The organism is Sporofaciens sp. JLR.KK001 (genome assembly GCF_036941055.1).
GTDB lineage: Bacteria > Bacillota > Clostridia > Lachnospirales > Lachnospiraceae > Sporofaciens.
In genome coordinates, this window is record NZ_JAYMNO010000001.1 from 4,019,122 (window position 1) to 4,032,421 (window position 13,300).

Here is a 13,300-nt window from a genome sequence, read left to right on the forward strand (position 1 = left end):
TCCCTATAACCTTATTATACTTATCTGTTCGGATCAGTGACAACATAGGAACTGTGCATCTGCATAAGGTTTGGTTTTACAAAAAACCTCGTCTTGCCAGAACCGGAACCGCCGATAACAAGGATATTTTTATTCCTCGCATACTTCGGCTGTTTCGGTCTGCCGGACATCATCAGTCTTTCCGTTTCTGTGAGTAACACGTTGTTCTCAAACACCGGATCGACATATGGCTCAATATCTTTCGCTGTTCCCCACCTTGCAGAGCCGTACTCCATGCCATGCCGGAACTTCTTGGCGTTCTTGGCTTTGAAATACACCACAAGGCGGAGCGCAATGCCGCACCCTATCCCTATCAGCAAATCTTTTGGGTGGAAACTTGGTAACGGGTTGGAAAATAAGTCCTCCATCCCCGACATGACCGCCATCGCCTTTTCGGAAACGTCCTGCCCCGGCGATACCCGCCACAGCCACGCAATCTTGTCGCAGAAATACCCGGCAAGCATATAGGGGAGATTCATAAGGAAAAGTTTCTTTTTGTCAACATTTCCCGTCTTTGCTTTGAGCTTTTCAGGGATTGACTTTAGGTCTTTGGCAATGCCCTCTACGATTTTACTCATAATGACTGCCCCCTGTCCTTCTGGTGTTCCCTTGCCCTCTCCCTGTTCTTGTCCTTGCCTAACTGCTCCCGGAACTCTGCCAGTTTCTCCTTTACGGAGATGCGGTTATGCTTTTTCTCATTAACTTTTACAAACTCCTTAAATGCCTGCGTTATCACGTCGGCATCCCTGCCCTTGAATAATACGATGTGCTTCGGCGGCTTCTCCGTCTTGTCCTTTTTCACAGCGAACTGCACGTTGTACTTCTTTGCCACTCTCTCAAAGGATTTGATGTTGTTATCCGTCACCTCAATGCTCGAAGCGCCCATACCCTGACCGACCAGCTCTTTCACTGATATTTTCCCATGCGGCATCTGCTTTCCCTGTTTCCGGTGTTCCAGATACATCTTCATAGCCTTTTTCAGCACGTCGGCAGTCAGCCGGGAAGATTTAAACACAAGGGCAATGGTTTTCTGTGTCACTTCCTCCTACATGGTTTTCCTTCTTTTTTTATTGCTGTACGCCCGTCAGGGTGGGACGTACAGCCTGTGGATCAGATATTTCATAAGCTCTCCTTCCCACTTCTGGACAAAAAGTCTAAAAGCTGTATTTATCCTATAAGCGCCCGGAACGGATACAGGATTCGTATTCTTCCAGTCCTGCGCCTGCGTCCTCCCCGTATGACAGCTTTATGTCACAGAAGTCATGCAGTGTGCCGGATAACAGGAAATCCTTATAAAACCTTGCGAAATCGCCGCAAAACTTTTCTATGATGCGTGTAAAATCATCATTCTCACGATATTCATAGTAAATCCGCTTCCCGCCAGTGCTGCCAAGCATATCCGTAAGCTGGTAACTAAGCTCCCCGGTCTGCTTGACGGAAATCTGCATCAGGTTATAGTCATTCCGCATCTTAAAATAGGAGCTGTGAAACTTTGACGATACTGTAATGTTGGGATTCTCCCCCAACTCCGCACAGACCGCCGCCAGCCTTTTCAATAGCTCCGCTGATGCTTTTTTCTGGAACTCTCTTTTTTTCATTGCATCCTCCATTCTGCTTCTGGACAAAAAGTCCAAAAGTTATTGAAACGCAAAAAGGGCAGCTACAAACCGCTGTTTACGGTCTATAACTGCCCTCACGCTGTTTCTAATATTTAATTACTCATACTTCGCAACCTGAATTTGTGCTGTGTTAGTTGAAAATACAGAGAAAATCAAAAATAAAAAGGTATAAGCACTCTGTTTTTGTTATAATGGAATTAGCCGAAAACCATTTAAAAACGGAGGCTTATACCATGAATAGCATAGCAGAAATCTTTGATAATAGCAAACAACTCTTAGATAGTATTGAAAATTTTTTTGATAAGTACATTGGTCGTCCCCTTCTTAGGAAATGTGGTGTCATAAAAATGGTCGATGACATTTTTGTCAACAGCGGGATGACATACTTTGATAACCCGATTTCCCGTCTGCTGGGTGATCTGAAACAATCACCCGTCCTTGAGAAAGTTGTGAGTGCCAAGGATCTGCTTATCGACAAACTTCTCGTGTGTTTTGCCCCTGCAAGTGCGTATCTGATGTTTAAGACGGACACATTCTTCCGGGATTATAAGCAAGACACATTTTACCGTTTTGATAAGCTTCCCGGAGCTAACTGGGAAAGGCTGCAATTGGAAACAGCAAAAAATGTCATTTTAGATATAGAGTCACAGACCACAGACAAACATATCAATGCTCTGATTTTTGATGATTCTTTATATGCGCGGACCGGCGGAAAGGGAACCGAATTATGTGCCAGGGTTTTTGACCATAATGATCATAAGACCCGTCTTGGATACCGCATGATGACTGGTGGATGGACAAATGGAGAGACATTCATTCCTTTTGCACAGTCCCTTTTGTCAACGCGCGATGAGAAACAAATGGTTGGACCCAATGTCCGAATCGATTGCCGTACACTACGCGGAAAGCGCCGGGCAATGGCAAAAACAAAGGGAACCCTTGTTGTCCAACATATGGTAAAGCAGGCACACAAAGCAGGGATACCATTCGATTATGTCCTGTTTGACACATGGTTTTCCAGTCCATCCCAGCTGGCTGCGCTCAAGGGGATAGGAACAGATGTCATAGCGATGATCAAAAAGAACAGCACGAAATATATCTGGAGAGATCCCGCAACAGGCGAGGAGAAAAAACTGAATGTAAAAGAAATCTACAGCAGGAACAAAAAGCGCAGGGGGCGTTCCAGATACCTCCTGTCTGTAGATATTATCATTCCTGACAGTACCGGGAATGCCATGAAGGCAAAACTGGTCTACGTACGGAATCACAGCAACCGCAAGGACTGGGTATGCTTTGTATGCACTGACATGACCTTAGATGAAGAGAAAATCCTCCGTGCGTACACGATGCGCTGGAAAATTGAAACCTATTTTAAAATGTCAAAGAGCTATTTAAAACTTCGTACGGAATGCCACAGTACAAGCTATGATGCCATTACTTCACATATGGTAATCGTTGCAATACGGTACATGATACTGGCAATTGAGCGTTTCCAAAATACAGATAACAGAAGTCTGGAAGAACTATTTTATGAGGTACAGCGGGATATCATAAATGAAATGATGGACTGTGCAATCATTCTCATTTTGGACATCATGCTGCAGAGTGTGAAACAGCATTTCAAAGCTTCGGATGAACAGATCAACGGACTGCTCTGTACATTTATCGGCAATCTCCCCACACCGTGGAGAGAACGCTTTACTATGCCCACTGCGGCATAAAGCTATTTTATTTTTACTATTGCAAGGCTTATAAAATCGTAATGATAAGCAGTTTTAGGTTGCGAAGTATGAGTAATTATCTGTACCGGATCACTGGACACTGCTTTGTCTTTTTCCCTACTTTCCTCCGTTCCAGAGCGAAAACCATATCCCCGGTACGCTCAAAATATCCTATATCCTTTTTCCAGCTCATGCCGCATTTACAATGCTGCAAGCCGATAAACTGCTGTTTCATCTTCCTTCCGCAGTTCGGGCATACCTTTTTGCTCCTGCCCTTCTGCTTTACTTTCGTCTTGTCGGCATCCTGCTTCTTTTCCTTCTTTTCGGGAAGCCCGTTCTCCGCTATCCTTGTTTCATAACGTGGCAGACGGTAAAGATACAGGCTGTATATTTCATCGAAGGAAGCCTTTTCCGCTATCCCCTTTACCCTCTGGTAAACCTGCCCCGCAATTTTTTCACAGTCCTCTCTGTCGCCCAGCAAACTAAAGTTCCTATCTCCCACACAAAAACATCGAATTAAAATCTCATCTTCTTAATACTGTCTATCAGAGCGCGCTGTAGGAAACGGCGCATTTTCCTCTTGACCATTCCTGCCTGTTCCGATATAGTTTTTTTTGGAACAAAAAAAAGAGAAAGAACACCAACCTCCTACAGTTTGTTCTTTCTCTCACACCAGCGTGCCTGCCATATACGGGATCATGTCCCACTCGTGAGGCTTTGGCACTACCGACATATACTATGATAAGAGAAAACTCCCTATTTTGCAAGCTGATCCGTATAAAAACTTCATCAAAAGCACTATTTGAGTCTTTCATGGTTGGATTCCGTCCCCAGCTGCAGACCTGTCCCTTCTGCGGGGCAGCAGGCAGCTGCAAGATCCATGCCTATTATGACCGTTCCCTGGTGGATTTCATAGATGGCGCCCCTGTCCGACACAGCCTCTGCATCCTTCGCCTCATCTGCACCTGCGGCCATACCCATGCCATCCTCCCGGATTTCATCATCCCCTATTCCGGCTACGGCCTGTTCTTCATCCTCCGTGTCCTGGCAGAGTATTTCCTGCACCTCTCTACTATAGAGGGCCTCTGCAGGCGTTTCTCCATCACCCTTTCCCAACTGCACCGTTTTCTGGAACTCTTCCTGGTGCAGAAGGAAGAATGGCTCGGGGCACTTTCCTCTATGGAAGTCTCTTCCCTCTCCTTCCTGAAGACACTGTTCTCCCAGCCCTCCTATTCTGATTTTGCTTCCGCCTTTGTCCGCCGTTTTGCAAAATCCTTCCTCCAGTCCCATAAAAATCCGGCGTCTTACTGCCAACAAGTGTTCGGTCCCTGAACTGCTTTTCCACGACCACACGACCAGGCATGGTCTCCCTGAGGAAACTCCTTTATAATGGCAGAAAACCATTTAAGGAGGATATTTTTATGGACAACAAACAAAAGAACCTTTCGGACGCTGCCGCCATGGCACAGTTCCGGCTTGCCCTCATCGCACCGGTCATCCATGGCCTTTATCCTGATGCGTCCAGAAATGCCTATTACCAACGCATCACCGAGAACCCGCTCACCCTGCCTGATGGTTCCGCCTTCCGCTACAGCCCCAAGACTATCAGCAAGTGGGTGTCTCTCTACCAGAACGGCGGCATCGATGCACTTATGCCCCGGGAACGCTCCGACAAGGGCGGCACACGGGTCCTGACGGATACAGCCATCGAGGAGATCTACCGGCTTAAGGAAGCTTTCCCAAGGCTTAACTCCACGCAGATCCACCGCCACCTTGTGGAAGAGGCGTTCATCCCTGCCTCTGTCAGCGTGTGTGCTGTCCAGCGTTTTGTAAAGAAACATGACCTGAAATCGGCACGTAACCCGAACATGCGGGACAGGAAGGCTTTTGAAGAGGACGCCTTTGGGAAAATGTGGCAGGCTGATACCTGTTACCTTCCATATATCACAGAAGACGGCCTGCGCAGGCGGGTCTACTGCATCCTGATCATCGATGACCATTCCCGGTTCCTGGTGGGCGGCGGGCTCTTCTATAACGACTCAGCTTATAACTTCCAGAAAGTGCTTAAGGATGCTGTGGCTGCACATGGAATCCCTTCTAAGCTCTATGTCGATAACGGTTCCAGCTACTCGAACGGGCAGCTTTCCCTCATCTGCGGCTCCATCGGAACGGTCCTTTTACATACAAAAATCCGGGATGGCGCATCCAAGGCTAAGATAGAACGCCAGTTCCGGACACTCAAGGAAACCTGGCTCTATACCCTGGATCTGGATTCCTTAAGCTCCCTGGCACAGTTCAATGGACTCCTTAAGGATTACATGCGCTCCTATAATACTTCCCTCCATTCCGGCATCGGCACTACACCCCTTTCCCGTTACCAGCAGACCCGCGCTTCCATACGGACACCTGCGTCCAGGGAATGGCTGGAGGAATGTTTCCTGAACCGCATTACAAGGAAAGTGAATAAGGATTCTACCGTCTCCATCGACAAGGTATCCTATGACGTCCCTATGCAGTTTATCTCATCAAAAGTGGAGATCCGCTTCCTCCCGGATGACATGTCCTCCGCCTTCATCCTTTACGAAGGGGTGCATTATCCCATCCGCCCTACGGATAAGAATGAGAACTGCAGGACGAAGCGCAACAATACACCTGGCATCGACTACTCAAAGTTAGGGGGTGGCTGTTGATGTTCCGTTCTTACTATGGATTGTCTTTCAATCCTTTTGACAAACAGATGGCCCGGGAAAAAGACCGTTTCCTTTCCAGGGACATCTCTGAGATGCTCTCCCGGCTGGATTACCTCAAGGATACCAGGGGCATTGGTCTGTTCACGGCACGCCCGGGCATGGGGAAGTCTTTTGGACTCCGCTGTTTTGCAAAGGGGCTCAACCCGAACCTTTACCATATGGAGTACATCTGTCTTTCCACCGTAAGCGTCATGGAGTTCTACCGCCAGCTCTGCTCTGTACTGGGAGTAGAGCCTAGAGGCGGCAAACCCGGGATGTTCCGGGCCATACAGGAGCAGATCCTCTACCTTTACCGGGAAAAGAAGCAGCCCCTTCTTCTGGCCGTTGACGAGGCCCAGTACCTCTCCACAGGCATCCTGGAGGACATTAAGATGCTCATGAACTACGGCTATGACTCCCTGAACTGCTTTACGCTCATCCTGTGCGGGGAACCGCACCTGAACAATACCCTGCGCAAGCCTGTCCACGAAGCCCTGCGCCAGAGGATCACCGTGCATTACAACTTTACCGGGCTCACAGATTCAGAAGTGGCGCAGTATGTACTCCACAAGATCTCCTGTGCGGGAGGCTCTGCCTCCATCATAGAGCAGGCCGCCCTTTCCGCTGTCCACAGCCATTCCCAGGGGAATCCGCGTCTGGTGGATAACCTGATGACAAATGCCCTTACCCTTGGCGCACAGATGGAGAAGAAAGCAATTGACACGGAAGTCATACTTGCCTCCGTCAGCAGCCAGAATCTTGGATAGGGGGTGTTGTTTTTGGAATACAGATGTTTTTTCAGGGATGGTTCCCGCATAGAAACCTGGACAGGGGAGATTATCCTGCTGCGATGGCGGCCTGGATGGTATGAAGCTGAGATGAATGGACGGGGGACATACTTCCACATCCTGGCCGGAGTGCATAAATACGGAAACTACCTGTGCATCCCGAACCATGATGTGGGATGTGAACTATCCGATTTTTCTGATATTTTCTGGAATGAGGGGCGGATCAGCAATCTAATGCGGAAGGTAGATGCCGTAACTGTTGCTGCCGGTTTGGCTTATCTGCCGACTCTGGCTGACAAACAATAAAAAATCCAAATACATCATGTGGCTATGGATCTCATAATGGGATTCATGGCCTTTCGATTTCGAAAGAAAAGCTATACCAACAGCGTGCTGCATTTTCGGCGGTATTATGCATTTGTAGACAGCACTGCGCAGTCAATGCGAAAAAGGTTGGAAAAATAATTTGCCGTTTATGTCTCCCTCAATTCGCCGTCCAACATCCTCTCCTTCCGGCATCCTGCCATGCTCCCTGTAATAATCACAGGTCTTTTGGAACATACTGTCTGCTATTCCGGCTTTCTGTTTCTGCTTTAAGTCCTTATATGTCCTGTCCGCCCTCCGCTTCCTGTTTCCCAAACGCACCACTCCTTTATCCTGATACGGTCTATTTTAGCAGAAAACGCCCCGGAATTGTAAAAAATATCTGCCGCCTTAACCGAAAGCGTCTTTGCACAGGGCAATGAAATATCTCTTTTTCTCCAATATTTCCTCCTGCCTGTCTTTGGAAAGTGTCTGGAATATCTCGTCATAGTCAAGCTCCGCAAGCGGCGTACCAAGCACTGGCGTTAAGACTTCATGTTCATACCATATCCGCCAGAGTTCCTCAAACAGTTCCTCACTGTCCGAAAATGCCATTGCCGAATCAAATCCTTCTCCCTCACTGAACCATTGCAGACGGACAAAGCCGAACCTCCCGGCATCCGCCACCATTACATCGGTCAGCTCATACAGCTCCGCAAACGCATCCGCCACCTTCCGGCATTTTGCCCGCTGTTCTTCCGTAATAAATTTTTCCGCCATAGCGCACCTCCTAACCTACTTCTGGACAAAAAGTCCAAAAGCTATCTATCTTCTTTTAAACAGTAGATTGTGCAGAGGTCAGCGTATAACACGCCTTCCCCGCATTTTATTGTGTCAAACAAAAGGCATTGGAACAATACGTCACGCACATCTACCAGACTGGCGATGCCCTGTTCCTTCCCCGAAAAGCCTGCTCCGGGAATATCCATATCCGCCGATGCCGCCCGCCTTGCCGAGATACAGTGCGTGTAAAGTCCGAGGATATATTTATCTGACATGGGGAAAGCGAAGGTTTCCTGCCCGTCATATGTTACTTTGTATTTTTCCTGTTCCCCTTCCGGCAGTTCAAAGCAGCACCGCACCGTTTCCAGATAAGTATGCCCGTTAAAATCCGGCTTTATTTTCTTCCCATATCTGCGGATTGCGGAAAATATGCTGTTCCGGTCAAGAAAAGAACGGGTGCGCTGAAAAGCCGGCTTCCTGCCCTTAATATCCATGTAAACATTATTCCCTGTCCCCTTCCCGGCAAACCTGCCATAATCGCCTGTCCGCAACAGATAGGACAATACCTCCAGCAGCTTTTCCCTTGACGCAATCTCCTGATAAGGGGAATCGCCAAACTCTATTTTTACAAACCTCAATGGGCAGCTCCCCTTTGCGATTTCCCGTTCCATTGCCCGGTCAATATCCCGCATGGACTCCATTTATCCATCTCCTTCCGCTTTGCGCTCAAACATCCCTTTTTCTTCCCATCCGCCGCCATACATATCATGCTGAACCAACTGCTGGTAATAATGGTTCATGGTGTTCGGGGCATTGTAGAGGGCAGTCACCATGTACGCCCTGATGTTGGTTATCCTTGTTGTGGTTTCCTTCATGCACCCGATGACGTACTCCAAATGGGAGCTGTTCAGCTTTAAAAACTTTGATTTCACAAGCTCATACGGGTAATCTTCCCCGTTGACCTTTACCGTCCTACGCTTCACGCATACAATCTCGCAGATCACCTCATACAGTTCCTCATACAGACCTTTTTCGCTCCAATCGCCATATTTCATGTGATGCTCATACTCGATATTCTCCTTAATGATTTCCATGTAGGCGCTGGATTCATCCATCACATCCATCATACCATTATCCGGCTTGCCCGGTTTCTGTTTTTCTGTTCCACTATCTGATTGATTGATAGGATTGGTATAACTCAGATCGGTATAATTAGTATTGTTATAATTAGGGTTCGATTCCCGAACTTCCGCAAGTTCGGTTTCCGAATTTCTTGAAGTCTGGTTTCCGAACTCCTGCAAGTTCGGTTTCCGAATCTCTTGAAGTTCGATTTCCGAACTTCTTGAAGTTTGATTATCGAACCTCTTGAAGTTCGGTTTCCGAACTTCTGCAGAACTGTCAGCATTATCCGGCTTTTCCGGTTCTTTCCCGGTATCCAGTGTCGCAAAATTCTTCACATAGATAATGTCCGGCTTGCCCAGTCCCTGTCTTTTTTTCTCAATCAGACCGATGCCCTTTTTGCTGTCTAGCTCCGCTATCACCTTTGCGCATTTCTCCCTTGCGCATCCCAAATCCTCCATTATGTTATCAAGGGTGTAATGGATATACACCCGGTTTTCTTCGTCAAGCCAGCCATTCTTGATTGACAATGCCAGCCTGTCAAGCATCAGACCATAAAGGAGCTTCGCATCGCTGGACAACTCTTTAAACCTTGCGTCTTTTATCAGCAGCCTCGGCACTCTGTAAAAAGAGAACTGTTCCGCTTCGATGCCATAATAATAGTCGAATTTTATTGTGCCATCCACGCCGATGCACCTCCCCTCTACTGTCTTTTCTTCCATTCATCCAGAAGCTGAATGATGATGCCCTCTATTTCCTCACTGCTGCAATCCTCCGCAAAATATTCACTGATTTTATCCGCTTTCAGTGTTACTTTCCGTTCCTTCGGCTTTTCCTCCGTCAGTATCAGGCGCACCATTGCAAGGGTAAGCTCCCCAGTCTTGCCATATTCCTTAATTTTTGCCGACTGCACCATGCTGACGTTACAGCCTTTTTCCTCTATGACTGCCTGTACCCACTGCTGCGCTTCCTTTGCCAGAAAGGAAATGTCAACGCCCTGTGAAAAGCCGAGCTTCTTACCGTCCACCATAGCAAGGAGTTCATCAGACAGGCGGGAGAGCCAGATATACCGCTGAACCTTCTTAGCGTTCTCCCCGGCAGCTTCCCCGACCTCATCCAGAGTGTTTCTGCCTGACTTTTTCCCCTGATGTTTCATGGCTTCATATTTCATCTTGTAGGCTCTCGCCTTTTCACTCGGTAAAATATCTTCCCTCTGGATATTGGAATCCACCATGATAATCGTAGCTTCATCATCGGTATAATTGCGGACAACTACAGGCATCTCCGTCTTTCCGGCAAGCTCCGAACCACGTTTGCGGCGATGTCCGGCTATGATCTCATAGCCGCCACCCGCCCTCGGTCTTGCAATCCCCGGCACAAGCACCCCGTACTGGCGGATACTCTCGGCTGTTTCCTCCATTTTCTCATCGTCCTCCACCCGGAACGGGTGGTCTTTGAACGTGTAAAGCTCTGCCAGCGGCGCATTGATAATCTGCTCTACCCCGTTTTCCTGTGCGGCACTCCCGCCGAACAAATCATCAAAACTTTCCAGAGCAACCTTTGATGCGCTTCTTGATTTTGTATTACTGCCCATCTGCAAGCACCTCCTTTGTCAGAGAATCGTAAGCTGACGCCACTTTCCCCTTCGGATCATGCTTGTAGATGCTGACGCCCTCCGCTGAAATCTCCGCCGCCCGGACAGAAATAGGAATGACATTGGCAAATATCCTTACCCGGCTTCCATAGGCTTCCTTCAGCATGGAGCTGATGTCCTTTGCGTAGTTCGTCCGGCTGTCCACCATTGTAAGCAGAATCCCTTCAATCTCCAGCTTCTGGTTAATCTGCCGCTTTACCTTTCCCACCGTCTTAATAAGCTGCTGCAAGCCTTTGACGGGCAGGTATGCCGCCTGTACGGGTATCAGGATACTGTCGGCGCAGGCAAAGGCGTTTATGGTAATCATGCCGAGGGAAGGCATACAGTCAATCAGGATATAATCGTAGCTCTCCCTGACAATCTCTATGTACGACCGGAGTACCGTTTCCCGGCTCATCACATTCACAAGGGAAACCTCCAGACCGGAAAGCTCAATGTTCCCCGGCATTAAGTCTATCCCTTCCTCATGGTGGAGAATACCTTCCCCCGGCTCTACTTCCTCGTCATTGATCAGATCCCCCATAATGGTTGCAAGCGTGACTTCCAGACTGTCCGGCTCTGTAAAGCCTAAGCTGGCTGTCAGACTGCCCTGTGCGTCCGCATCAATCAAAAGCACTTTCTTTCCCTGTTTTGCCAATCCGATTCCTAAATTGCTTGTGGTGGTGGTCTTGCCGACACCGCCCTTCTGGTTTGCGATTGCGATTATTTTACACATGATTGGTTCTCCTTTTCTTCTACTGGTTTTCTTTTACGTTGCTTTTCCTGACTTCCACATAAGTCCGGTAATATTTCTTTGTCCCTTTGTTTGGGAACATATCGGAAAACTCCGTCACTTCGATTTTCGGGTTCCGATGTAAAATCTTCCCGAACCACTTAATATCGTTCTTCGTTCCCATAAGCCTAACCTTTAACATCAGTCCCGTCCTCCGAACATGACGTACAGATCGTGGTTATACGTTGCGTATTCCGGATACCGTATCTGTACCGCCTGCCAAAAATAAGGTGCATAGGCACAGCAGAATAATTCCTCTACTGTATACATTTTGCACTCGTCCACCTGTTCCTCCGCATCATCATAGTCGAGGACGCTCGGCGTACCGTTGCAGTAAAGGTTAAACGCCATCCTGACCACTCTCACGCTCCCGCTGGTCTGCCAGCCTTCATGCAGGCACTCCGTTTTCACGCAGCCTGTCTTAAAATCATAAATACTGTAAATGTTCCTTCTTGTGTCATCACTGATACCAAGACAATATACAAGTGCTTTGTGGTATACGTCCTGATACCTGACCTTCTTCAATTTCTCATAGTAGAATTTTTCATGTGCATCGCTGATAAAAATAATCGCTTTCTCTTTCCTTGCTCTTAACGCTGTGTTTGACATTTTTCTGTTCCTCCTTTTAAAATTGAATTGAAAAGAGCATCCCACTATGGAATGCCCTATATAAAAAATAGGGACACTCTCACTCAAGTATCCCTATAATCTACCACTATATCTGATAGCTCTCTATTCACTTTCATTGTCAGGATTTTTTGTGTTCCCCGTACCGAGGTCTAACGCCACAACTACGGTTACTTTCTTCACAAGTATCTTTTCCTTATGATTTTCACCGATTTTGTTGAAACTGAAAAATGTCACAAAGTGCGTAAATTCAAGGATTTCTAGGTATCTTTCCTTTGTATCAACACCACAGTCTCCACATGGCTCGATTGCTCCAGATTGATGTCAAATATTTGCGGTCGTTCGCGGGAATTTATCAAAGCGTAGTTTTGCCTAAAAACGCACCGATTTTTACCCTTGTCCGTTCTCGGAAACAGGTCAAAGGCCTTGCTCCTACTTATAATATGCAAACACACAGATTTGCCAACCGCTTCAAGACTTTGCTCTGACGGAATAGGTCTAAAATCCCATCGTCTCAACCTTAATTCTTCCCGTGACAGAATTTGTATTTTTTTCCGCTTCCGCATGGACATAGATCATTACGTCCTATCTTCTTTGGCCAGTTTGCTCTTTCCTGAACCATAAGTGGTATTTTGCCATCATACATAAGAGAAAGTTCTCTTAGTCGATACAGGTATTCTGAAACACCCAATAAGGCCTGAAACATGTGCATCGCTTCATTTTCAAATTCGAGAAGGTATTCCGTTTTCTTTATGGTTCTGTCTTTTGGATTTGGAATGTAAGTAATAACCTGACTCACCGCGTCACATTCAACATCATTGTGTCCAATCGCATTTCTCAGTTTTGCATTTACTACAACATCCAAGAAATCGGTATAGACTTCTGTGTTCAAGCAAAAATGATACCTTGATGCCTTTGGGAGCTTTATATAATCCTCTAAAGAAGATACATTCTTTTCCAAAGGATTCATCGAATTCGCGTCAGCCCTGTATTTTATGTTATTAAGAGCGACCGGGATAACAAGCAAATTACCAAGGGCTTCATAAACATCCAAATAGAACTGTTTTACACTATCAAAGCTACTTGTTGTCGAGCCTTCAACTTCAAAATCAAAAGAATCATCTTTGCAATATTGTAAAGCGAGAG

The 13,300-nt window shown here is 47.0% G+C and carries 16 protein-coding genes and 2 pseudogenes; 5 read left to right on the plus strand and 13 right to left on the minus strand.

What is annotated here, in order from left to right; all coding sequences use genetic code 11:
• Positions 1-29: 29 nt before the first annotated feature.
• The 3 genes and pseudogenes from VSQ62_RS20395 to VSQ62_RS20405 all read right to left on the minus strand — a co-directional run.
• A pseudogene (locus VSQ62_RS20395) lies at positions 30-617 on the minus strand (type IV secretory system conjugative DNA transfer family protein); the annotation flags it as partial.
• A complete protein-coding gene (locus VSQ62_RS20400) occupies positions 614-1,078 on the minus strand; it encodes a PcfB family protein (RefSeq protein ID WP_334636602.1) in 465 nt (154 codons plus the stop codon). The pseudogene VSQ62_RS20395 and the gene VSQ62_RS20400, both read right to left, overlap by 4 nt.
• 133 nt (positions 1,079-1,211) lie before the next feature.
• Complete coding sequence (locus VSQ62_RS20405) at positions 1,212-1,637, minus strand: hypothetical protein (RefSeq protein ID WP_334636603.1); 426 nt, start codon at positions 1,635-1,637, stop codon at positions 1,212-1,214.
• A gap of 254 nt (positions 1,638-1,891) precedes the next feature.
• Here VSQ62_RS20405 and VSQ62_RS20410 point away from each other — a divergent pair, with 254 nt between their 5' ends.
• Positions 1,892-3,379, plus strand: a complete 1,488-nt coding sequence (locus VSQ62_RS20410; RefSeq protein WP_334633004.1) for an IS4 family transposase — start codon at positions 1,892-1,894, stop codon at positions 3,377-3,379.
• Positions 3,380-3,455: 76 nt separating this feature from the next.
• On the opposite strand, the gene VSQ62_RS20415 is transcribed toward VSQ62_RS20410, so the two are convergent.
• Positions 3,456-3,860 (minus strand): hypothetical protein, encoded by a 405-nt coding sequence (locus tag VSQ62_RS20415; protein ID WP_334636604.1) that lies wholly within the window; start codon positions 3,858-3,860, stop codon positions 3,456-3,458.
• Positions 3,861-4,192: 332 nt separating this feature from the next.
• On the opposite strand from VSQ62_RS20415, the gene VSQ62_RS32515 reads away from it, so the two are divergent.
• From VSQ62_RS32515 to VSQ62_RS20435, 4 genes are all read left to right on the plus strand, one after another.
• Entirely contained in the window at positions 4,193-4,711 is a 519-nt protein-coding gene (locus VSQ62_RS32515; RefSeq protein ID WP_350339905.1) for a DUF6431 domain-containing protein, read from the plus strand.
• Positions 4,712-4,800: 89 nt separating this feature from the next.
• Positions 4,801-6,069, plus strand: a complete 1,269-nt coding sequence (locus VSQ62_RS20425; RefSeq protein ID WP_300870027.1) for a DDE-type integrase/transposase/recombinase — start codon at positions 4,801-4,803, stop codon at positions 6,067-6,069.
• A complete protein-coding gene (locus VSQ62_RS20430) occupies positions 6,069-6,875 on the plus strand; it encodes an ExeA family protein (RefSeq protein ID WP_120397164.1) in 807 nt (268 codons plus the stop codon). Before VSQ62_RS20425 ends, VSQ62_RS20430 begins: the two co-directional genes overlap by 1 nt.
• A 12-nt stretch (positions 6,876-6,887) precedes the next feature.
• A complete protein-coding gene (locus VSQ62_RS20435) occupies positions 6,888-7,202 on the plus strand; it encodes a DUF6618 family protein (RefSeq protein WP_016217795.1) in 315 nt (104 codons plus the stop codon).
• 132 nt (positions 7,203-7,334) lie between these two features.
• Here the strand turns inward: VSQ62_RS20435 and VSQ62_RS20440 are convergent, their stop codons facing one another.
• The 9 genes and pseudogenes from VSQ62_RS20440 to VSQ62_RS32705 all read right to left on the minus strand — a co-directional run.
• A complete protein-coding gene (locus VSQ62_RS20440) occupies positions 7,335-7,535 on the minus strand; it encodes a hypothetical protein (RefSeq protein WP_334636605.1) in 201 nt (66 codons plus the stop codon).
• A 75-nt stretch (positions 7,536-7,610) separates the two neighbouring features.
• Positions 7,611-7,979: a hypothetical protein gene (locus tag VSQ62_RS20445; protein WP_334636606.1), complete on the minus strand. Its 369-nt coding sequence runs from the start codon at positions 7,977-7,979 to the stop codon at positions 7,611-7,613.
• Positions 7,980-8,020: 41 nt separating this feature from the next.
• A complete protein-coding gene (locus tag VSQ62_RS20450) occupies positions 8,021-8,683 on the minus strand; it encodes a hypothetical protein (RefSeq protein ID WP_334636607.1) in 663 nt (220 codons plus the stop codon).
• Positions 8,684-9,787, minus strand: coding sequence for a DUF6017 domain-containing protein (locus VSQ62_RS20455; RefSeq protein ID WP_334636608.1), 1,104 nt, complete (start codon positions 9,785-9,787; stop codon positions 8,684-8,686).
• 17 nt (positions 9,788-9,804) lie between these two features.
• Entirely contained in the window at positions 9,805-10,695 is an 891-nt protein-coding gene (locus VSQ62_RS20460) for a ParB/RepB/Spo0J family partition protein (RefSeq protein WP_334636609.1), read from the minus strand.
• Positions 10,685-11,470 carry a ParA family protein gene (locus VSQ62_RS20465; RefSeq protein ID WP_334636610.1) on the minus strand — a complete coding sequence of 262 codons (786 nt, stop codon included), beginning with the start codon at positions 11,468-11,470 and terminating at the stop codon, positions 10,685-10,687. The genes VSQ62_RS20460 and VSQ62_RS20465 overlap by 11 nt, the downstream gene beginning before the upstream one ends.
• A 19-nt stretch (positions 11,471-11,489) precedes the next feature.
• Positions 11,490-11,669 carry a hypothetical protein gene (locus VSQ62_RS20470; RefSeq protein WP_334636611.1) on the minus strand — a complete coding sequence of 60 codons (180 nt, stop codon included), beginning with the start codon at positions 11,667-11,669 and terminating at the stop codon, positions 11,490-11,492.
• Positions 11,669-12,136, minus strand: coding sequence for a DUF6075 family protein (locus VSQ62_RS20475; RefSeq protein WP_334636612.1), 468 nt, complete (start codon positions 12,134-12,136; stop codon positions 11,669-11,671). The genes VSQ62_RS20470 and VSQ62_RS20475 overlap by 1 nt, the downstream gene beginning before the upstream one ends.
• 538 nt (positions 12,137-12,674) lie before the next feature.
• Positions 12,675-12,749, minus strand: a pseudogene (locus tag VSQ62_RS32705) (SEC-C metal-binding domain-containing protein); the annotation flags it as partial.
• Positions 12,750-13,300: the final 551 nt, after the last annotated feature.